Source organism: Salipaludibacillus sp. CF4.18 (assembly GCF_051262595.1).
GTDB classification, from domain to species: domain Bacteria; phylum Bacillota; class Bacilli; order Bacillales; family Salisediminibacteriaceae; genus Salipaludibacillus; species Salipaludibacillus neizhouensis.
Map to the genome: position 1 here is coordinate 1 of NZ_JBIMEV010000047.1, position 22,175 is coordinate 22,175.

Sequence of the window (22,175 nt, forward strand, 5' to 3'; positions counted from 1 at the left end):
AGAGTTAACTATAAGTTGTTAATATAAGTGTAATAACTTGTTATACTAATGTCAACACAATTTTCAGAATTTTTTAATAATCCTAAGTAAACACAGTACCTATACGGCTTATTTCCTGTTTTCTTTGGTTTATTTTAGAATTCACCTATAGTTAACTCCGTGATTAGATAGTGAATAATATTAAAGTGATAATTTAATGGGGGGGGGCTCGCCACTAGTTATCCCCCCTTCAATACCATTCTTTATAACTTTGTATTTTATATCCTTTAATAGTGATATATCCCAAAAGGGAAACATTTGTCGAAATATGAACGCCCTTAACAGAAATTCATTCTGTCGGACGTTATAAAAAGATAAAAACAGTGATTCATGTAGAATCACTGTTTTTATCCAAAAAGATACAATATATTCACTCATTTAATAGTGTAAACAGACTATGAGATACAATGAATCTTAACCAAGCCCTTGGAAAGCAAATACTTTCAAGGGCTTGGTTCTTACTATTTAGAGAGTCCCTGTAAATCAAAAACAACTTTTTAACCTACTTTTTTCGACGATATCTTCTAAACTTCAGGTGGTGCCAGGTATTCGATATTACATAACACTCGGCTTTCCACTTTCATACGGTTTAAGTACACCGTAAAGCGTTTCAATGACTGGAACATTCAGATCATGTTTGGCCGACAAACGTAGTGCCCCTCCATGTAAATGCTCAACTTCTATTGAAAGCCCTTTTCTCATATCCTGATGCATGGAAGATGTCGCTTCTTTTGAGTGACCTTTTAATCTACTTGCCATCGATTCTACTTCTTGTTCTCCTATAGAAATGCCCTCTTTTTGAGCGAGCATATACATTTCAAAAATTACATTTCTAGCAACATTAAACGAAGCTTCCGTACTTGTTATATAACCCGCCGGTAGCTGCATCGCTGAAGTAATCCCGGAAAACGCCGTAATATACATATACTTTTTCCAGATGTGTTTCATAATGTTTTCTTCTCTTACGATGTTTGTTTTTATAAGATTATGTATCTCTTCTAATTTCTCACATATTTTTATTTGCTCGTCATGAAGAGCCCCAAATTTCATCGTGCTGTTTGCGTTTGTATGCTCTACGTGACCTTGCTCATTTAAAGTAGCAATGATAGCTGCAAATCCACCGATCACTTTTTCTTTACCAATAGCTTTCTGCAACGTTTCCAAATGCTCCACACCATTCAACAGAGGCAAGACAAACGCTCCTGTCTGCTGAACGATCGTTTGAACCTGAGGCACGACTTGATCAAGATGATAGCCTTTGACAGCGAGGATGACTAAATCTATATTTTTAACAGCTTCTGGTGAAGTACAAACAGTCACATCTTTTGTTTCAAAACTTCCTTCGGGGCTATTTATTTTCAACCCTTCCCTTTTCAACTGTACAGCCCGTTTCTCTCTCACAAAAAACGAAACGTCTACACCAGCTTCTAACATTCTCCCGCCAAAATAAGCGCCCAAGGCTCCTGCACCGTGTACCAAAATATTCATATTAGGTAACCTCCCTTAATTATTAACAACTTAATGTTATCACGGAAAAGATGAACCACATAAATTATTTGATCAAAAGTACAAACTCAATTTCTTACACGCTCTCCAAACACTGGTACAAATTATATTCCCGTCGCGTTCCATAATCAATTCATTCCACAATTGGCATATGCTTAATTGATTTATCAAATTTACTTACCTCTCTCAGTCGTTGAGAAAAAGAACGAACAATGCGTTACGGTATGATGTCCTATTTCGATCATATTACCGTCTCTTTCTCCCTATGAGCTTACCAGTCGAAGTTTGTTAAAAAGCTCATTAAAACAAATATTACCCTAATTCACCGTTCTCGTTGGTAATACTCGGTATCAATTTGGATCCGTTAATGATTTACCGATACAAATATTCGTGTGCTGCCCATAGCATACATTCGTACCTTCCAGCAATTGTAATCCCCATGCACAACTGAGTTTCTATCTAAAAGTACTTTGATTACATTTGACGGAAAAATGGTAGATCCTTGACCCCTAGAAGGCGTAAATATGTAAAAATTTGCCCTTTGTGATGGACTTCATGATCCTTACCATTTTCTAAAAGCTCTATTCCAGAATACTCCTTTCCAGCAAATAGAACTGTTTGTTTTAAATGTTCTTCTGTGAGAGCTTTCAATTCTTCTTTAACATATTTCGTTTCTTCATTAACAATACCAATTAGTTCTTCAGCTGTTCTTACATTTCCAATTTCTTTTGGTTTAATGGTTTCTCCCGTCTTAACCCTATCAACGTGCATAGTTGTAGCATATGCAATGTGTAATATTAGTTCAGATAAAGTCATTGCACCGTCCCACGCCTTGAAAGTAAGATGCTTATCCTCAACGGAATTCAAAACTTCAAGTAAAGAATTTCTATTTGATAACCATCCCTTAGTAAACTCATTTATTCTATCCATTTAAATCACTCCTGAATTTTTAATAATAATTTAAAAATAACTGTCTTACATTAATTTAACCTATACAATTCGTTCTGCTAATTTATGATTTACTGATTTTTTTATTGATTAGAAGTATATTAAAATTGTTTTAGGATTTTGTTTCGTAAGGCTTTCCTAATAAGAAATTACTTTCTGCTTATAACCTCTAAGCAAAGAAACCGCTTCTTATGTGAACTAGAATGCGGTTTCTTTATTTTTAAATTATTTTTATTTAGCAATTCTTACGACAGGTTTAAGTGTTACACCCGTTTTGGATTCTTCAAAAGCCTTATTGATGTCTTCAAAGTCATAGAATTTTATTAATTTATCAAATGGAAAATTACCTTCTTTATAATATTGAATTAATTTCGGAATGTGTAATTGAGGAACGGAATCTCCTTGAACCGTACCCATCACTTTTTTACCTTCCATTAATATATCTTCTGTGAAGTTTAACGTAACATCTCCACCCATACCCACGATGGCCACTGTACCTGCAACGCGTAATGCATGAATAGACTGCTTGATTACCGGATTTGCACCAGTTGTTTCTACTCCATAATGGACGCCGCCATCCGTAATTTTTCTGATTTCTTCTACAACATCTACTTCTTTACCGTTTAATACATGAGTTGCACCAAGTTCTTTTGCAAGGTCTAATCGGTTTTGATGTAAATCGACAACAATAATAGGTTTTAACCCCATTATTTTAGCTGCCATTACGGCACTTAATCCAACTGCACCTCCACCATAAATAGCAATTGAGGTACCTGGTTCAGGACGTAAACTGTTCATTACTGTACCACTACCCGTTTGAATACCACATCCTAATGGTCCTAATAATGCTAAATCTACGTCTTTATCTACTTTTACCACGTTATTTTTGTTTGCAACTGAATAGGTTGCAAATGACGATTGGCCAAAGAAAGTTGAAAGTTCATTATCATGTTGATGAATATGGTTAGTACCATCTTTTGATTTACCACCGAAATTCAGTTCCACAGTTCTTTCACATAAATTTTGGTGTCCCGTTAGACATTGTGAGCATTCGCCGCAATAGGAGTAAGATAGAACCACATGATCTCCAGGTTGAACATTTGTAACGTTAGAACCAATCTTTTCTACGATACCTGCCCCTTCATGACCGAGCACAGCTGGAAATGGTGCTCCTCGTCCTTTAATTGATTCAGCATCAGTATGACATACACCAGTTGCTACTATTTTAATTAACACTTCTTCACTACCGGGTTTTGTTAATTCTACTTCTTCAATTTTTAATTTTTCATCGACATGATGTGCTACTGCTGCTTGAATTTTCATAATTGCCCTCCTAAGGGTTGTTTTATTTATTAAAATTTCTAGAATTCAGCGCACTAATTTTATTGTTAAAAGTAAGAGTATTTTGAGCTTTATAATACTTCCCCATTACTATTAATCACATTTTTATACCAATAAAACGACTTTTTCCTCTTACGATCTAATGTACCACTACCATCATCATGCTTATCAACGTATATATAACCATAACGTTTAGACATTTCACCAGTAGAAGCACTAACCAAATCAATACATCCCCAGCTTGTATACCCCATTAAATCTACACCATCTTCACTCGCTTCTGCCATAGCTTCAATGTGACTTCGTAAATATTCAATTCGGTAGTCATCATTAATAGCTCCATCATCATCAACTTTATCATAGGCACCTAAACCATTTTCGACGACGAATAAAGGAACTTGATAACGATCATATATTCTATTTAATCCTATTCTTAAACCTGTCGGATCTATTTCCCATCCCCAGTCACTTGCTTCTAAAAATGGATTTTTGACACCTTCTAAAAGATTGCCGGCAGCAGCATCAATACCTTCTTTATCTTTTTTCTGTGTTTGCGACATGTAATAACTTAATCCAATATAATCTACCCTGTATTCTTTTATTAGCTCTAAGTCGCCATCTTCCACTGTAAGGTCTACAAAATGCTCTTTTAAAAATCGTCTAGCGTAAGCAGGATATTCTCCTCTTACTTGTACATCTCCACAGAAATAATTGAAAATCTGTTCTTCTTGAAGTGCATATAAAATATTTTCAGGATTGCTATCATACGAATAAACAGGTGCATGTAGAAGCATGCAACCAATTTTAGCTTCTGGAATAATTTCACGACATGCCTTAACAGCGAGACTACTTGCAACAAACTGATGATGGAAAGCTTGGAAAATACTTTGATATTTGTTTTCTCCTTCTTCAACAGAGAAACCCATACTCATAATCGGGAAATGTAGTGCACTATTAATTTCATTGAAAGTCATCCAATATTTAACCTTCTCTTTATAACGGTTTATCACAACTGTTGCATAACGTTCGAATAGGGGTACGATTTCACGACTTTTCCAACCATTGTACACTTCTACAAGATTTAATGGCATTTCATAGTGAGAAATAGTAACAACTGGTTCAATACCATACTTATGCAATTCATCAAATACACGATCGTAGAAAGCTAAACCTTCTTCATTAGGCTCTAATTCTGTACCTTTAGGAAAAATACGACTCCATGCAATTGACATGCGAAATACTTTAAATCCCATTTCAGCAAATAACTTAATATCTTCTTTGTAACGATGATAAAAATCAATAGCTTCATGATTTGGATAATTATATTTCGCTTTATCTATTTCAAATTTATATCCAGGCTCTTTCAAAACCTTCAATCTTTCTTTCCCACCTGGTAACACATCAGCAATATTTAAACCTTTATTTCCTTCGTGAAAACCACCTTCAATTTGATTCGCAGCTGTTGCTCCACCCCATAAAAAATCTTTTGGAAATTTTTCATTATTTGTACTCATTTTATCTACTCCTTTTCTCTCTTTAAGATGCCAATTTACAGTAAAACTATTAAGTTCAATATAATATCTTTAAATCCTGGCTTTGCTTTATGATGAAAACAAAGCGGGACCTCATAGACGATTAGTACTAAGAAATATGTGAGCTTTCTTATATTTAAACAATAATTGTTAGTAAATCTTCTTTTAATTTAATTTCGTTTTTATCCGTTGAAATAAATTCTGTGTAATTAACAGTATTTGTAACGATTATTGGCGTAGTAACGTCATAACCTGCTTCTTTAATTTTCTCTATATCAAAATGTATTAACGGATCACCTTGTTTAACAACATCGTCTTGTTTAACTAGAGCTTCAAAATGTTTTCCATCTAACTGTACGGTATCAATACCAATATGAATCAATATTTCAGCTCCATTATCTGAAGTAATACCTACTGCGTGGTTGGTTGGAAATATAGCTGAAATAGTTCCATTTACTGGTGATACTACTTCACCAACTATCGGTTCAATAGCGATACCTTTTCCCATTACCTCAGAAGAAAACGCAGGATCATTCACATCACTTAAAGGTACTACTTTTCCAGTTAACGGACTACCAATTGTTTCTCTTTTCACCAATTGTTCTGTTCCCTTTACAGCTTCAAAATTTTTAGAGTTATTATCAACATTAGCTTCATTAGTTGATTCTTTTTTCCCTTTTACTTCATAGCCAAAAATTATTGTTGCCAATGCAGCTATTACAAACGCTGCTAATGACCCTGTTATATGCGCCCACATTGGTGAGAATGCAGGTATTGATAAGAAACTTGCAAATGCAAATGCTTTAGCTTCAGAACCTAATGCGCCATTTATCGCACCACCAATTACTCCAGCAACAATCAAATAAATCATTGTTTTTCTATATCGAAGGATTAAACCATATAGAATCGGCTCTGTCACACCACCAAGTGCACCCGGTAACATCGTTGAAACAGAAAGAGCTTTTAACTTTTTGTCCTTTGATCGAATCATTATTCCAACCGCTACACCAATTTGAGCAAAAACAGCAGCAGCTAACATGGATAGTAGTGGATCGCCACCCTGTGCAAGGTTTTGAAGAATAATTGGCACAAGACTCCAATGTAGACCGAATAACGTTAAAAACGTCCAAGACGAACCCATTATTGCACCTGTTATTAAACCACTTTGTTCTGATAAAAATGAAATCGCTACGCCAATTCCATCCCCTACATACGTACCAAATGGACCGAAAAGTAAAACAGTCAATGGAACAACAATAATTAATGCAAACATAGGAACTAAGAACATTTGTAAATCTTTATGAATAATCTTTTTCAAGCCTTTTTCAACTAATGCATATATTAGAATCGCAATAAATACAGGAAATACAGTAGAAGAATAGTCAACTACGATTGCTGGTATCCCCAAAAATGAGGCACTATTTTCGATTAATCCTGTCAAGTTAGGCTCTAATAATGCAGCGCCTATGGATGCACCAACATATGGGTTGGCTCCTAAGTGAATAGATAATGTAATACCTATAAATATAGGAAGAAAATAAAAGACAGCATTTCCTGCAGCAGATAATATAAGATAAGTACTACTTTCTTCAGTGAGTAAGCCTGTCATTGTTAAAATAATTAGTAATGCTTTAAGCATACCTGCTCCAGCAAGTGCTCCTAATAGTGGCGAGAATGTTCTCGATATTGTGTCAAATATCTTTGATGTAATATTCTGCTTCTCCCCCGCACTATTGTTATTTTTATTGTTGTCTAGATCCGTTATCTTTGTAATATCTTTATACACCTCTGATACATGAGAACCTATAACCACTTGGTATTGTCCACCACTTTGAACAACACTAAGTACTTCATCCATTCCCTCTAGTACTTGCTTATTTGCTTTTTTTGAATCTTTGAGCTTAAACCTTAATCGTGTCGCACAGTGTACTACGTTATTTATATTTTCTTCTCCACCAACGTTCTCTACGATATTTTTCGCTAGTTTTTCAAAACTCATTTTTTTTCCTCCTTTTTTTAATACGTATATAATTTCCTTATACGTTATTTAATACTGAAAATTTAATAACAAAAAACCTAAACCGACCTTTTTAGAAAAGGTCAATTTAGGTTTTGCCTCGTAAGTCACAATCCTAAATAGAATTATTAATTTTTGACTATCCTTTGTATATGAATCGTTAGGTAAAGCATTTCTTCCTCTGTTAATTCATAACGATGCTGACTTTCTACAAACTTTTTAATTTTCTCGGTGCATTTATATGCTTCTGGGTATTTATTTTTAATCACATTTAAGAGGTCATCCTGAGACACACTCCTGTAATGATTACCCTTCACCAGTCGGTGGGCAAGAAACTTTAGATGAGTAATAAACCGGTAATAATTTAACGAGTTATCATCAAAGTCAATTTTAAAGTGATATTTGATGATCGTTAAAATATCTTGTGTCACCTTTGTCATATCGACAACATTACTCATATCTTCATTAAACTGAGCATTTACCAGATGAAGAGCAATAAAACCAGCCTCATCTTCAGGTAAGATTATATGAAACTGCTCAAAGATCATATTCAATGCTTCAATCGCAATTTCAAACTCTTCTTTGTACAGTTGCTTTGTCTCCCAAAGTAATCCATTTTTTATAGGTATATTATTGTTATGGCGCTCTATAGCAAAATGAATGTGATCCGTTAATGAAATATAAATACTATTATCAAGCTTTTTACCTAGCTCCATTTTTGCGTAATTAATAATTTCCTCTGATAATTCCATATATTCTATAGGGATGTCAGCTATTAGCGTTTTGAACTTCGTTGTGATATTTTCATCTTCCAAAGTAAAGATTTTATCAATTTGATTTTCATCCATTTCATCACCAGCTTTTTTATTAAAAGCTATTCCACGCCCCATGACAATGACTTCTTCTTTGTCCTTTTCAGAGACAATGACATTATTGTTAAGTATTTTTAAAATCTTCACTTTAACACCCCCCAGAACAAACCACTAATTACAACAGTAATCGGTTTTGCCTGATTAAACAGTCACAATCCGTAATGAGTATGCGTTTTCTTATTTGTTGTAATGCAGCTTCAGATTAATAGTAATTGCTCAAATTCATTTTGTAAAGTAGTTACCTTAAGGTAACCAAGGAAGAAGATTTATATTAATACTCGATCCCTCAGTAAAATTTTGCTCCTAATATCGATAGTTACATATATTTAGATAGTCTTGCCATACAAATGTCTAATTCATAAAGACATCATTATTTACCAAATTAACTAATTTTCTTTCTATAACACTGTTTTACCGCCTTCATTTATTAGTATTATAAAAGTGCTAGCATTCTATATAGTCTGGTATTACTCACGCAGGTCATCTAAACTATTGCTCAACAGGCTATTTTGATTGTTCAAATAACCATTCTATCATCTCCTGATTCTGCAATGCCGGCACCCAAGAAAAGTGTCCCATAGGTGAAATTGTTTCTGCCTCATATTCTGTATAGTTGAAATAGTCAGCATCATTTGTTTGTGATAAATCAAAAATTTCTCTAATATTATCTGGATTTACCACAAAGTCATCCGCGGCATGAAACGCCCATATAGGTATATTAAAGTAGGTATTCAAACGGTTTTGGTCAACGGGAGCAATGTTATTTTCATTTATTTCCTCAAAATTAGTTGTCCCAGCAATAGGTACCGCTGCTGCAAAAAATGAAGGATAATTTTCAATTAACCGCCAAGTTCCGATTGCCCCCATTGAAATCCCAACCACATAAATACGATCTTCATCAATTTGTTGTAACGCTACCGTTTCATCTACTAATTCTTTCACTGATTTATTTCGTGGCTCTGCACCCCAAATGAAAAATTCTTCACCATCTAACGGTGCCTGTGGTGCTAGAATGTAGGCTGAGTTTTCAGATTGTTGCGCTGATCTCGCCCACACAACAGCCCCTTCATTACCTAACAAATTCATTTTGTTACCATCACCTCTTTCTCCATTCCCATGTAAAAAGAGAATCAAGGGATAGCTTTTTCCTTCTTCTGTTTTTGGTTCAAATAAATAGTAATCTAATCGCTGGTCAGATGATGAAATAAATTCATGGTGGTTGAATTCTTCAACTACTTGTTGATACTCTTTCTCTATATTTATGGCTTCATCGTTTGCTTCTAATGTTAAACCATTTTCGAATTCGACAAATTGATTATGAAGATAATAATTAAGTTCTTTTCTAATATTGTAGTCCTCTTCTTCATTGTAGATTAAGGTACCTGCTTCTTCATCATTTGGATCAAGCTCGACAATAATGTATTCACCGCTTTTCGCTTCATCCGTTATCTGAAGTTCATCATTAGTATAGACCGCTACAATTGATCGTTCAAAATTCCCTATATCTGTTTTAAATTTAACTTGAAAAAATTCACTAGATAACAAAGTTTCATTGACTTCTGTTCCAATATCAATAGCAATAGCTTGAACAACCTCACCATATGGTTGAACAGTAGTTATTAACGTTAACATATCTTTGTTTAATTCAATATTTAATTTCTTTTCTTGTTCATTATTGTTTTGACAAGCACTCAAAAACAAAACCTTAGTTAATAAAAGTGTCATTATTATGCTTAAGTTTTTCATCATCATTACATTATCCTCCTCATTAATATTTGTTAACTTTTCATGTTACTTTTTATGAAATTCAGCACACTAAATTAATCACTCCAATCAAAATATATGTCGATAATAATTATTTATCTGATTATCTGCTTATCAATAGTGATTTATTAACTACTTCGAAGTTAATTGTAATTAAATATTTCAAATTTTTAAGCAGCAATGCAAGTCATATATTTCATTTTATAAACAAAAAACCTAAATCAACCAAAAGACACATACATGCTGTGTCCACAAGATTGATTCAGGTTATGCCCAAAATAGGTAACATTCCTTAATGTAAATTATAAATATTCCGCGTAAATTAATTAACACCTTCAGCCGGTTTTACAAAATCTATTTAAAAAGCGTTATGAAACAAAGACTAAGAAGCGCAACTGGATTTTTTTCACGTATGGGCCCCCGGCAGGGGCCCATACGTGAACCTCCCCCTCCTAGTGCTGAATGACACTCTAATTAGATTACACAAACTTATTGACACTAATTAAAGCAATGAACCGAAATTAATTAGTAAAACAATTAACCCTAATATTAATAAAATGATTGGCATCATCATATTTTTGACTGCATCATTAATTTTGATATGAGTAAAAATAGCCCCAATCATAGTTGCCAATATGAATAATCCCCCCCAAGCAGCTAATGTCTCATTCCATATACCTGCAATAACTAAAACTGCAGAAATAACCTCTACTAATCCTGTAAATACCCTAAACCAACCTGGATACCCATAATTCTTAAAATCTTCTACCATTTGCTTTGAACCAAACTTCATAAATCCAAACATTAGGAATCCTAATCCTAATAAAACTTGAAGAATAATTGATAAAATACTCATTTATATTCTCTCCTTTTTATAGATATTCTTTATTATTTAGATTATATATATCCTAACATCAGGATATAATTGTTAGCTTATTATTTAATATCATATCAAAAAAGCGATTAATTAAAATCCGTACTTCGCATCCTTTGCTTCTTTCGTGTCTTCTCCGTTAATTTTTAAAAGCAATTCAAATTTCTCTACAAAAAGTTCTTCATATCACAGACATCAAGTCGAGTAATTCATGGATGCATAAATGCGGGCCACAGCCCGCAACAATTTGATTAGATCGAGTCTTGTATGGTCTTCGTATACAAGCACTGGATCCGATTTCCTCAGGACGGTAGCTGAACTTTCAATTTAAATGTGGCATGTTCAACGGCACCCATTATAACGGTATGTGCTTTGTTGCAAACAATGGTGGGTTACTTCGCCTACAACTAACACATCCAATCCTGCTTCTGCTGGTTCATTTTAGCCTGAATTCTTTGCTGGGCAGAAACATTCTGTCCAGTTAACGTCCCGGATTGAATAAAGACCTATTCCAATCGACTTTCAGGATGGATTTGATATTTATCCATAAACTAATATCATTCTTCATTTTAATTCTTTTGCTGTCAATCCTACTATTTTTAATAATTCCGCTAACTGTTCCTTTTGTTCATCATTTAAAGAACTCAGATTTTCACCAATCGTTTCAACATGTTGGGGGAAGACTTCATTAATGAGTGCTTCGCCTTTTTCAGTTAATGTTACTTTCCAATAACGTCGGTTGTTCAGTTCCTGCTCTTTTTTTACTAGCTTTTTTTGCTCCAACTTGTTAACTACATACGTAATACTTCCACTAGGTATCATGAGCTTTTCACTAATTGTTTGTATATATTGTGATCCTTTATTGTAGAGCAGTTCAAGAACCATAAAATTCTCAATAGTTAATTCATAACGTTTAACATCTTCTACCACATTATCGAAAACTGCTTTAGTTGCTTTTAGCCATATTCGAAATAATCTCAGATCCCTTTCCGCTTGTTCATTTCCTTGATACATTAGACCGCCTCCGATTTAACCTTTCCCCTATTATATCAGAAGTGCTTATTTGTCTTTATTCATACTACTCAAGCAATGAAGTGTAATACTTGTCCACGAATTTTAAGTAAATATTCCTGTCGAAACTTGGCTCTTTCTTTTAATTCTTTACAGCAGCTAAAAGTTTAATCATACTTGTAAAAATATAAAACCATGCTGGATAACAAGTATGGTTTAAAACCTTCATCCTAAAAGAAATTGAATAATCATTGATAACATTTTAAATATCCTAATGTTAGGATATAAGGCAAAATTCATTAAAATTGAAACGTTTTTTTATATTGTCTCTCCTTCCTAAACACCATATATCCTATAAATAGGATGTGAATATCCTAACATTAAGGTGTTTTATTGTCAACTATTTATTCCCTAAACTGATATTAAACTTTATACAGAATAGGGAAGGGTTTGAAGTTATCGCTCCCTTTTGTCCTTGCCCAAAACGTACGTGCGACTTTCACCGCATACGCCGTACTTGTGCCTGAGCTTAAGCACCATATACCTTGGCATATTTTATAAATATAGTCATAGAAAAACTATACTTGAGTATTCTCAACAATTGTAGCTATTCCCATACCACCAGCAATACATAAGGTAACGATACCGTATTTTTTCCCAGTTCTTTCCAATTCATGAAGCAATTTAGTCATCAGAATCGCTCCAGTTGCGCCAATAGGATGTCCCATCGCAATGGCACCGCCGTTTGGATTGACCTTATTGATGTCTAGACCTAATTCATTTACACATGCTATTGATTGAGAAGCAAACGCTTCATTTAACTCTATGACATCAATATCATTAATCGATAGATTCGTTTGCTTGATTGCTTTTAATGTTGCATATACAGGACCCATCCCCATTAATTTTGGTGAGCATCCTGCGGCAGCTTGGGCAATTATTTTTCCTTTTGGTTTGTACCCCCGATTTTGCGCTTCTATTTCCGACATAACCAACAAAGCTGCTGCACCATCGTTACGTCCACTAGCATTTCCAGCAGTAACTGTACCATCTTGTTTGAATACTGGTTTTAAATTCTCCAATTTCTCAAGAGTCGTTTCCCTAGGGTGCTCATCCACTTTAAATGCGACGTTTCCTCTTCTTGTTTTAATTGTATACGGGATGATTTCCTTTTCAAAGTATCCTTTTGCAATCGCGTTCTTCGCATTTTCTTGGCTTCTTAACGCAAATTCATCTTGTTCTTCGCGTGTAATTCCGTATTTTTCGGCTACGTTTTCTGCCGTAATCCCCATGTTCAGATCACCATATTCTTCATTTGGCTGCGATCCAGGTTGACTCGCTGTATTCGGATCCTTCAAAGCAACATCACCTGATTTCACACCAAAACGGACGCCACTCACATAATAAGGAGCTGTACTCATCGACTCTGCTCCTCCGGCAATAATGATATCACTCAGATTAGATTGGATTTGTTGTGACGCGGAATTGACCGCCTGTATTCCTGATCCGCACTGCCGATGAATCGTATAGCCTGGAATTTGAATTGGAAGTTCCGCACGAAGCGAAGCAACACGTGCAAGATTGGATACGTCTGAACTCTGCTTTGCCTGTCCAAGTATTACTTCTTCAATGGCACCTCTTTCAATGCCTGTCCTATCAATAATTCCCCGAATTACATGTTCACCGAGTTTATCTACTGTTTCATTACCGATGGTACCACCGATTTTTCCAATTGCAGTTCGCACAGAATCAACAATTACTATATTTCTCAAGTGGTTTCCCCTCCTTCTATATATTGAAATTTTCTTGTTCTCTCCTGTTCCCTTTTGTTTTCTCTAATTATAATTAAAGCTACTGCTATAGTGAAAGTATCTATACAGCTCTTTTTAATTCTCCCTCTTATGCTAAAGAAATGATTATAAATTTAATATTCAAGCTTCTGTTCCCACTCTTTTTTCAACTGTGACGCTATAATGTTGCGCTGAATTTCAGAAGTCCCCCTCATAAATTCTGGCTAGACGAGCATCTCTGTAATAATGCTCTATTGGATACTGTTGCATATACCCTTTTCCACCAAAGATCTGAACAGCATGATCTGCTATTCGACCATATACTTCAGAACCCAGTTGCCATGATCAGCCTGCCAAGCAGTTTGATATGTTATTGATCGTAATGCTTCGATTTCTACAGTCATATCTTGATCAAATAAAGGTTTTCCAAATTGTTTTCTTTCCAATACATAATCCATGCAATCTTCCATCAACTTACAGAAGAGCCGAGGTTTTTTGCAGCTAATCGGCCCATAGATAAAATTTTCAAAGCATCGACTTATCCTTGGTTTTCTTCTCCCAATAAATTTCCTTCCAGAACTTCTATATTTTCAAATATCAACTCTTAAGTATAGGTACCTCGCATTCCCATCTTGTCATCTATCTTTCCTATTCTGAACCCAGGTGTATCTCTTTCTACAATGAAAGAACTGATACCTTTCGCACCTTTTTCAGGATCTGTGACGGCCATTACAGTGTAGACTCCGGCAATGGGACCATTGGTAATATAGTGATTCATTTCATTAATAATATATTTCTCACCCTTTTTTTCGGCAGTAGTACTCAATTTTGTTTGATCCTGCCTCCGGTTCAGTTAGACAAAATGCCCCAACCCATGAGGATATCCGTATTTAATGAATTCGACTTTCAGGCCGATTGATCTCGATAATACTTACAAAATCTTTGACATTTTTAAGATGTTATTAGACATATATCCCCCATTATTATTCATAACTGTAGAATCCGGATTTACTCTTTTTTCCCAGTCTCCCTGCTTTGACATATTTGATAAGTAGCGGACATGGGCGGTATTTCTCACCCAGAGTCTTATGCAGGTATTCCATATTCCTTAATCGTGTATCTAGACCTACAAGGTCAGCTAGCTCGAGTGGTCCCATAGGATGATTCAAACCAAGCTTCATCGCTTTATCGATATCCTCTGCTGAAGCGACGCCTTCCATAAGTAGATTCATAGCTTCATTGCCAATAAGACAATTCATTCTGGAAGTGACAAAACCAGGAAACTCATTGACTTCAGCTGTTTCTTTTTTCAATTTTGAAGCGATTTCTTTGACAGTTTCCACAGTGGCATCAGACGTATCCAGTCCCCTTATAACTTCAATCAACTTCATCTTATGAACCGGATTAAAGAAGTGCATCGCGACTACTTTGTCAGGCCGTGATGTATGCGCACCGATTTCTGTAGGACTCATCGTCGATGTATTTGTAGCTAGTATTGCATCGGGCTTGCAATAACTATCCAACTGTTTAAAGATATCAACCTTCAAATCTATTTTTTCCAGTGCAGCCTCAATTACAAAATCAGCATCTTCAACACTTTCTTTAAGATTTGTACTGAAGGATAGGTTTTTCAGGCTCATTTCTACATCGTTTTCTGTAATATATCCCTTATTAGCACTTGTTTTCAGGTCCTGTTCAATCTTTTCTTTGGCGTCATCCAATGCCTCCAAACTCACATCATTAACATATACAAGAAATTCATTCAGAGCCAATGAATAAGCAATTCCTCTCCCCATCGTACCAGCGCCTATAACTGCAGCCTTTTTCATATGATTGACACTCCTTTTTCAAAAAAATATGTGTGCTTCTAAACATAATTACGAGTAAGATTGTCACTTACTGTGAAATCTGCATCAGTAATGTCTTTTAAATTTCCTATGGAAATTTCAGGGTTCAATTCTTCCAATATCATCCGGCCGTCATCAAATCGGAAAACAGATTATTTATAACTTTTACGGCTAAAAAATCAACCAGTTCGGTTCTTAGTGATCCACCCTATTTTCCTATCGCAGTTATTGTAGAATCGAATATCACAGCATTATTCATTAAGAAATCCCCTTACCAAAATATCTATAATTAATAAAGATAGACTAGATGTTGTTAACTTAATTTAATCTTCATTATCTTTTAACATAATAGGCAATACCCCTGATTGAACTACTTCTTCTCTTTGATTTATTAGTGCCACTTGTCTAGTAACTATCCCTCTATTTTCTTTCTTACTTTTTCTGGTTTCTGAAATTGTCATTTTTACATATATTGTATCCCCAATAAAAATGGGTTTTTGAAATTTCCAATCGTTAATTCCTAAAAACGCAATAGTAGTTCCATCAAAAATACCTGTTCTAAATATTAGCCCTGTAGCTATTGAAATCCCGAGTAACCCATGTACAATTTTCTCTCCAAAAACAGTCGTTTTAGCATAAGTATCATCCGAATGAAGTGGATTATAATCTCCTGACAGTCCACTGAATAAAGAAACATCTGTTTCCGTTATTGTCCTTGCAGGAGTTGTAAATGTCTCTCCAACTTTTAATTCACTAAAATATTTACCCATAAAAGACTCCCCTTATAATGAATATTTTCTTATTTTCAACAACTAATATAAATAAAATCCCGTAGAGACTGAAAATCAAAACAGATCAATTAACAATTGGATAATGGGGATGATTAACAAAAAAACGACGGTATTCACTATTAGACTGGAATTAGCTAAATTTATATCTAAATTATACAAACGAACGGGGATAACGGACGTAAATGCCGGTGGCATCATTGACAATATAACGATAACTTGTAAAACGGTACCATTATTTAATGCTTTCATATCCAAGGCTAGACTGATGCTGATAATTGTGAGTGGCACCAACAAAAACTTCACTAATGAAATGATGAGACTCTCTTTTATAAAACTCTTAATATAAGTAAATTTGATGTTATATCCGATTGGAATCATTAATAATAATATTGTGGTAGGTAACAGAAGCTCGATTAGTCCCCCATAAAATTCGGGTCTGCTATAATTCGAAACATTTAAAGAGGATCCGACTGCTACTGAAACTAAAGCTATTAAGATAAATGGATCTTTTGCGACTTCTGCCAATCTTTGTGGTAAGTTTTTACTGCTTAAACTTTTTTGATCTGAAAACCTTTTTGCTACCGGAAAACCAACTGTATAGTACATAAACTCTTCGAATAGTCGAAATAACGCGACATATGCCAAGCTTTCTTCACCAATAAGAACGTAGCAGAACAATGTTCCGAAAGCTCCATAATTGGAGTAGAAACCCGTAAGAAACACCGTCCCTCGCTTATGACGGTCAAACTTCAAAGCCTTGGCTATGATTAGCGAGTATCCCCCCCCTAAGAGAAGACAAATGATACCTAGTATAGGTAGCAAAATGAGACGATAATCATTCAATTGAACTATCCAAAACGCCCCTATCACTATTAATGGATTTATCAATAAAAGAACGCTTTTAGTTGACGTATTAAGAACTTTTTCAACTAATATAGTATTGCTTATACGTTTACTACCTGCTAATCCTTTTAATACTTGACCGAGGATTAAACCTATTAAAATAAGAAGAAGCGAAAGGGTAACATTTAATATTTAAAAGTCCCTCCTCTTTTACCTAGCTTTTGCTTCAAGTAAATTTATACCTCATTGGACTTTTTCATGGTATCAATCTCAGTTTCTGTGTAACCGAGTTCTTTTAGAACTTCTTCATTGTGTTCACCCAAAAGAGGTGGATGTCTCGAAACAACAGCTGGTGTAGATGATAATTTAACAGGAAATCCTGGAACCTTTAGATTATCAATAAAGGGATGATCTAGTTCCATCATCATTTCTCTGGACTCTACTTGAGGATGAGTAAGAATTTGATCCAAAGTATGAATAGGACCACAAGGAACTCCTACTTCATCAAGTTTTTTTATTATTTGGTCGCCTTCTATTTTACCTAATCGATCTTCAATAATAGGGACTAATTCTGTTCGATTGGCTACCCTTCCTTTGTTTGTTTTAAAGCGAAGATCACCTTTGAGATCGTCCCATTTCAAAATACTGCAACATTTCTCCCAAAGATTATCGTTTCCTACAGCGAGTATGATATCAATGTCTTTCGTCTGAAATGCTTGATATGGTACTAAGGTTGGGTGAGCTGATCCCATTGTACTGGCTGGTTTTCCAGTTGCGAAGTAACCTGTAGCGAGATGATTCAGAAGCATAATTTGACCGTCGAGTAAACTGGCATCAACTAATTGACCTTCGCCGGTTTTATATCGAGCCATTAGAGCACTCATAATCCCGTATACTGCAAACATACCACCGGATAGATCAGCTATTGAAGTTCCAACCTTTACACGTTCCCCATTCTTTGTTCCAGTAACACTCATCAAACCACTATAACCTTGAATCAATAAATCATACCCGGCCTTATTTTTTTCTGGTCCAGTTCTTCCAAAACCTGAAATAGAACAATAGATAAGCTTATTGTTTACTTTTTTTAAATCTTCGTATCCCAGCCCCATTTTTTCCAAGTCGCCGGTTTTAAAATTTTCTACAAGCACATCAGAAGATTTCACTAGTTTCTTTACAATCTCTTGACCTTTTTTTGTTTTTAAATTTACCGTAATACTTCTCTTGTTTCGATTCGAGCTCAAAAAGTAACAACTCTCCCCCTCCCACTCGGGTGGGGTGAATTCCCTAGCCTCATCACCTTTACTGGGTCGTTCCACTTTAATCACTTCAGCTCCCATATCTCCTAACAGCATCGTACAGAATGGGCCTGCTAAAGTCCTTGTTAAGTCCACAATTTTAATTCCTTCTAACGCTAGCATTGTCAGATCGACTCCTTTAAATTACAAAAATTTTCATTATCAGCTCCACCTTTTTACTCCATCAAACCTGGAAGCCAAAGCACAATCGATGGAACGAACATTATTAAAAGCAAAGTAATAATTAATGGTATAAAATAAGGGAGAGTCTCTTTTAGCACCTCATGCATAGGTTCTTTTGCTATTGCACTGCTTAGTAACAGCCCCATCCCCATCGGTGGAGTTAAAAGTCCGATGATCAAATTAAATACAATAATCAATCCAATGTGTACCGGATCTAAGCCAATAGCTTCTAAAGGTGGAACAAAGATAGGTATAACAACAAATAATGCTGCGATTGTGTCTAGAAACATACCAATGATAAAGATGATAAGTGTAACGAAAATTAAAAGCATCCAATCATTCAACGTGACGGCTTCTAAAATACCACCTATCTTTTCAGGAACGTTTTCCATTGTTAATGTCCAGCTGAAAACTGCGGCAGCGGCAACTATAAAAAGTATATTTACAGAAGTATTTACAGCTTCAATAGAACTCGAAACAATATGTTTCCAAGCGAAGTCTCTATAGATAAAGATGTTGATAAAAAGTATATATATAACTGTAGCCACGGCAGCCTCTGTTGGACTGAAATATCCACCTAACATACCAAAAACTAGTATCACCGGTGTTAACATAGCTGGGAGTGCTACTATGAACGCTTTAGATAGTGAGATGTCACTTTCCATTAATTTCTTGTTTGTCCCGTCCAAATTCTTTCTTTTCACTAAAAACCAAGTGAAAACCATCAGTAAAAGGGTACATATAAGCGCCGGCACGATTCCCCCTATCAGCAGAGAAACAACAGAAGTCTGGGAAATAACACCAAACATAATAAGTGGAACACTTGGGGGGAAAATAGGCCCAACTACGCTGGAAGCTGCAGTAACTGCAGCTGCATAGCTCCCTTTGTACCCATTTTCTTTCATTGCATATATTTGAGCTCTGCCGATCCCTCCGATATCTGCTAAAGCGGATCCAGAAGTGCCAGACATTAACAGACTGGTTAAAATGTTTACTTGAGCTAATCCTCCTGTGAAACGCCCTACTAATTTATTAGCAAAATCAAAGATTCTATTGGTAATACCACTGGAATTCAATAGACTTCCTACCAGAATAAATATTGGTATGGCTAATAGTACAAAAGTATTGAGTGAATACGTTATCTGCTGAGCTATCATACTTATAGGAATTCCCATGGTTAATATATAAATGATCGATGGTACTAGCAAAGAAATAAATATGGGAGCCCCCATTAAAGTAAGGAATAAAAATAGTAGTACAACAACCAGGCCCATATAGACCCCCCTCATTAATAATATTGATACGAAATAGTTGATATCCAAACTAAATCTAAACTTGATTTTTTAGTTTTTATTTTATGGAAATATGAATCATGTTTTCGAAAATTCCTTGATACCTAAGTAAAAATTTCTGCAATAAGCTATCAGCATTATTACAAAACCCACAAATACCGGGTAAAAATAATAAGGTAACGGTATTCTCAGTTGTGCACTGTTAAAGGTTTTCATCTGATATATATAAATGGTAACAGAGATCAATACGACAACGCAGGTGAAAATATTTAATGTGTTGATAAACAAATTAACGAACCTTTTATTTTTCTCACTAAACCTATTAAGAAAAAAATCGACTTTTAAATGGCTGTTTTCAAATGAACTTCGACCAACCAACAGGTATACCATGTAAATTACTAATAGGGTTGATAACTCAATTACCCAGGTCACTGAAAAATTGAATTGCCTAGATAGAATCTGCAGAGAGATAAAAAAGTTGATCATAAACAAAATAATTACGGCAAAATATATATCAATTTTCCTTAAGTGTTTGAACAATATAACACCTCTTTCCTAGAAAAATTTCATTGAATTAAAAGTCCGAAGAGGAAGGAATCAGCATTTACATTACGCAGATTTGAGCACTACTCAAAAATGTACCTCTTCGGACTTCTAAATTTTGTTACCGCTTACATTTCTTTAATATTTTCAATCGCCTCTTGCCACTCTGGGAATTTCTCGTTTAATACTTCTTCTACTGAAAACTGGAACTCATCTAACTGTAGTCCTTCGTCACCAGTAATAATATTCATTCCATTGTCCCGAAGTTCTTCAATGGCTTCTTCTTCTTCTTTACTTACATAATCTACAGACCAATCTCGTGCTTCTATTAACACATCTTCAATAATGGCTTGATCTTCTTCAGAAATACTATTCCAAGCTTCTTCGTTAATGTACGACAGAAGAAAGGCAATTTGATGATTCGTCATCATTAGGTAATCCTGCGACTCATAAAAGTGATGATCCAAAATAGTTCCTACAGGATTTTCTTGTCCCCCCACTACATTAGTTGCCAATGCCGTAGAAAGCTCTGTAAAATCTACGGATGCAGGAGTTCCTCCCAAACCTTCAACCAAAGCCTGGCTGATGCTGTTCTGAGCACGTATCTGTATTCCTTCCGCATCTTCGGGGGATAAAATCTCTTGATTGGCCGTCAATTGTCTGCTTCCATAGTATTTTATGCCTAGAACTCTAAGGTTTGTCGCCTCGACCAATCCCTCATTATCACTATTAAATTGATCTGATTCAAACGCTCTAATCCCATGATCAATATCTTCATACACATACGGGAGACCGTAAACACCCAGATCAGGATACAATGTAGCAATATTCGATATATCATTTAACCCCATTTCAATAGAGCCCGTAGAAGATGATTGTAACGTTTGTTCATGGCCACCTAATTCAGCATTGTGATATACATCAATATTAATTCTTCCATCTGTTTGCTCTAAAATACCTTCAGCTAACCTATCAGCATAAATTCCTGGAGGTGAATGTTCGCCTAGAGGGTTATGATACCTCCACGAAACTTCATAGTCTGAAGAGTTATTACCTTGGTTATTAGCTCCATTTTCACTCTCCGAGCTCGTGGAGCTTTCATCTCCGCATGCAGCAGCTAAAACTGCTACAGCTCCAATAACTAGGAAAACCCCAGCTTTATTGTAATTTTTCATCTTTATACCTCCTCTTATTTGTTATCAAAGGTCATAGACGAGACTTAAATTGTCTCCCCTCTATTTCTTTGAATTGATTTATTTCTTAAACTCCTGTTGAAACTCTATGACATTACCATCTGGATCATATACAAAGATTTGATACCAACCCTTTATTGCCCATTCACCAAAATCTGAAAACTGGATATTATTTTCATTCAATCTCTTTTTCATTTCTTCAATATCATCCACCCTAAAAGCAATATGGCCATTTAATAGAAGATTTACATAATGTCCAGTGGTGAAACCATTATTTGGATCCTTTTGGGAGATATGCACTTGGCAACCATTATCCACATTCAAAAATCGGGTATCTTTATCGTAGCCCTTGTTCATGATTCTTGTATCAGTCTTTACTTCAGCTTCTTCCAAACCCAGTACATCTTTATAAAACTTCGTCATTTCTTCCACGTTGTTTGTGCTGATATTTTGATGATGCATAATCATTTTCATTTTAATTCTCCCCTTAT

18 protein-coding genes and 1 pseudogene are annotated in these 22,175 nt (G+C 35.2%); all 19 read right to left on the reverse strand.

The annotated features are described in order from the left end of the window. Positions 1–594: 594 nt before the first annotated feature. On the reverse strand, positions 595–1,527 hold the full coding sequence (locus tag ACHABW_RS20145) for a ketopantoate reductase family protein (RefSeq protein ID WP_435757969.1): 933 nt from the start codon (positions 1,525–1,527) through the stop codon (positions 595–597). Positions 1,528–2,019: 492 nt separating this feature from the next. Continuing rightward, positions 2,020–2,475, reverse strand: coding sequence for a DinB family protein (locus tag ACHABW_RS20150; RefSeq protein ID WP_435757971.1), 456 nt, complete (start codon positions 2,473–2,475; stop codon positions 2,020–2,022). A 249-nt stretch (positions 2,476–2,724) separates the two neighbouring features. Continuing rightward, complete coding sequence (locus tag ACHABW_RS20155; protein ID WP_435757973.1) at positions 2,725–3,816, reverse strand: NAD(P)-dependent alcohol dehydrogenase; 1,092 nt, start codon at positions 3,814–3,816, stop codon at positions 2,725–2,727. 89 nt (positions 3,817–3,905) lie between these two features. Next, positions 3,906–5,348: a glycoside hydrolase family 1 protein gene (locus ACHABW_RS20160; protein ID WP_435757975.1), complete on the reverse strand. Its 1,443-nt coding sequence runs from the start codon at positions 5,346–5,348 to the stop codon at positions 3,906–3,908. Positions 5,349–5,502: 154 nt separating this feature from the next. After that, the gene (locus tag ACHABW_RS20165; RefSeq protein ID WP_435757977.1) at positions 5,503–7,365 is read right to left on the reverse strand and encodes a beta-glucoside-specific PTS transporter subunit IIABC; all 1,863 of its coding nucleotides are present in this window, start codon (positions 7,363–7,365) and stop codon (positions 5,503–5,505) included. A gap of 146 nt (positions 7,366–7,511) precedes the next feature. Next, the gene (licT, locus tag ACHABW_RS20170) at positions 7,512–8,342 is read right to left on the reverse strand and encodes a BglG family transcription antiterminator LicT (protein WP_435757979.1); all 831 of its coding nucleotides are present in this window, start codon (positions 8,340–8,342) and stop codon (positions 7,512–7,514) included. 417 nt (positions 8,343–8,759) lie between these two features. Then, positions 8,760–10,007 carry a PHB depolymerase family esterase gene (locus tag ACHABW_RS20175; protein WP_435757981.1) on the reverse strand — a complete coding sequence of 416 codons (1,248 nt, stop codon included), beginning with the start codon at positions 10,005–10,007 and terminating at the stop codon, positions 8,760–8,762. Positions 10,008–10,521: 514 nt separating this feature from the next. Continuing rightward, positions 10,522–10,875 (reverse strand): DoxX family protein, encoded by a 354-nt coding sequence (locus tag ACHABW_RS20180; RefSeq protein ID WP_435757983.1) that lies wholly within the window; start codon positions 10,873–10,875, stop codon positions 10,522–10,524. 582 nt (positions 10,876–11,457) lie between these two features. Then, on the reverse strand, positions 11,458–11,907 hold the full coding sequence (locus tag ACHABW_RS20185) for a MarR family winged helix-turn-helix transcriptional regulator (RefSeq protein ID WP_435757985.1): 450 nt from the start codon (positions 11,905–11,907) through the stop codon (positions 11,458–11,460). Positions 11,908–12,482: 575 nt separating this feature from the next. Next, positions 12,483–13,676: a thiolase family protein gene (locus ACHABW_RS20190; RefSeq protein ID WP_435757987.1), complete on the reverse strand. Its 1,194-nt coding sequence runs from the start codon at positions 13,674–13,676 to the stop codon at positions 12,483–12,485. 152 nt (positions 13,677–13,828) lie between these two features. Further along, positions 13,829–14,569, reverse strand: a pseudogene (locus ACHABW_RS20195) (acyl-CoA dehydrogenase family protein); the annotation flags it as partial. Positions 14,570–14,677: 108 nt separating this feature from the next. Further along, positions 14,678–15,523 (reverse strand): 3-hydroxyacyl-CoA dehydrogenase family protein, encoded by an 846-nt coding sequence (locus ACHABW_RS20200; RefSeq protein ID WP_435757989.1) that lies wholly within the window; start codon positions 15,521–15,523, stop codon positions 14,678–14,680. Positions 15,524–15,864: 341 nt separating this feature from the next. Beyond that, positions 15,865–16,311 carry a MaoC/PaaZ C-terminal domain-containing protein gene (locus ACHABW_RS20205; RefSeq protein ID WP_435757991.1) on the reverse strand — a complete coding sequence of 149 codons (447 nt, stop codon included), beginning with the start codon at positions 16,309–16,311 and terminating at the stop codon, positions 15,865–15,867. A gap of 75 nt (positions 16,312–16,386) precedes the next feature. Further along, positions 16,387–17,175 carry an AEC family transporter gene (locus tag ACHABW_RS20210; RefSeq protein ID WP_435757993.1) on the reverse strand — a complete coding sequence of 263 codons (789 nt, stop codon included), beginning with the start codon at positions 17,173–17,175 and terminating at the stop codon, positions 16,387–16,389. A gap of 236 nt (positions 17,176–17,411) precedes the next feature. Beyond that, positions 17,412–18,596: a CaiB/BaiF CoA transferase family protein gene (locus tag ACHABW_RS20215; RefSeq protein WP_435757995.1), complete on the reverse strand. Its 1,185-nt coding sequence runs from the start codon at positions 18,594–18,596 to the stop codon at positions 17,412–17,414. Positions 18,597–18,649: 53 nt separating this feature from the next. Further along, entirely contained in the window at positions 18,650–19,930 is a 1,281-nt protein-coding gene (locus tag ACHABW_RS20220) for a TRAP transporter large permease (protein WP_435757997.1), read from the reverse strand. Between the two features lie 96 nt (positions 19,931–20,026). Then, a complete protein-coding gene (locus ACHABW_RS20225; RefSeq protein WP_435758023.1) occupies positions 20,027–20,434 on the reverse strand; it encodes a TRAP transporter small permease in 408 nt (135 codons plus the stop codon). Positions 20,435–20,619: 185 nt separating this feature from the next. After that, the gene (locus ACHABW_RS20230) at positions 20,620–21,666 is read right to left on the reverse strand and encodes a TRAP transporter substrate-binding protein (RefSeq protein ID WP_435757999.1); all 1,047 of its coding nucleotides are present in this window, start codon (positions 21,664–21,666) and stop codon (positions 20,620–20,622) included. A gap of 78 nt (positions 21,667–21,744) precedes the next feature. Continuing rightward, positions 21,745–22,158, reverse strand: coding sequence for a VOC family protein (locus tag ACHABW_RS20235; RefSeq protein WP_435758001.1), 414 nt, complete (start codon positions 22,156–22,158; stop codon positions 21,745–21,747). Between the last annotated feature and the right edge of the window lie 17 nt (positions 22,159–22,175).

Coding starts and splice junctions, on each gene's coding strand:
- ACHABW_RS20215 (WP_435757995.1), bottom strand. CDS start 18,596: ATGCTAGCGTTAGAAGGAATTAAAATTGTGGACTTAACAAGGACTTTA.
- ACHABW_RS20160 (WP_435757975.1), bottom strand. CDS start 5,348: ATGAGTACAAATAATGAAAAATTTCCAAAAGATTTTTTATGGGGTGGA.
- ACHABW_RS20200 (WP_435757989.1), bottom strand. CDS start 15,523: ATGAAAAAGGCTGCAGTTATAGGCGCTGGTACGATGGGGAGAGGAATT.
- ACHABW_RS20155 (WP_435757973.1), bottom strand. CDS start 3,816: ATGAAAATTCAAGCAGCAGTAGCACATCATGTCGATGAAAAATTAAAA.
- ACHABW_RS20145 (WP_435757969.1), bottom strand. CDS start 1,527: ATGAATATTTTGGTACACGGTGCAGGAGCCTTGGGCGCTTATTTTGGC.
- ACHABW_RS20165 (WP_435757977.1), bottom strand. CDS start 7,365: ATGAGTTTTGAAAAACTAGCGAAAAATATCGTAGAGAACGTTGGTGGA.
- ACHABW_RS20220 (WP_435757997.1), bottom strand. CDS start 19,930: ATGGGCCTGGTTGTTGTACTACTATTTTTATTCCTTACTTTAATGGGG.
- ACHABW_RS20225 (WP_435758023.1), bottom strand. CDS start 20,434: ATGATCAACTTTTTTATCTCTCTGCAGATTCTATCTAGGCAATTCAAT.
- ACHABW_RS20180 (WP_435757983.1), bottom strand. CDS start 10,875: ATGAGTATTTTATCAATTATTCTTCAAGTTTTATTAGGATTAGGATTC.
- ACHABW_RS20235 (WP_435758001.1), bottom strand. CDS start 22,158: ATGAAAATGATTATGCATCATCAAAATATCAGCACAAACAACGTGGAA.
- ACHABW_RS20230 (WP_435757999.1), bottom strand. CDS start 21,666: ATGAAAAATTACAATAAAGCTGGGGTTTTCCTAGTTATTGGAGCTGTA.
- ACHABW_RS20150 (WP_435757971.1), bottom strand. CDS start 2,475: ATGGATAGAATAAATGAGTTTACTAAGGGATGGTTATCAAATAGAAAT.
- ACHABW_RS20175 (WP_435757981.1), bottom strand. CDS start 10,007: ATGATGATGAAAAACTTAAGCATAATAATGACACTTTTATTAACTAAG.
- ACHABW_RS20185 (WP_435757985.1), bottom strand. CDS start 11,907: ATGTATCAAGGAAATGAACAAGCGGAAAGGGATCTGAGATTATTTCGA.
- ACHABW_RS20205 (WP_435757991.1), bottom strand. CDS start 16,311: ATGGGTAAATATTTTAGTGAATTAAAAGTTGGAGAGACATTTACAACT.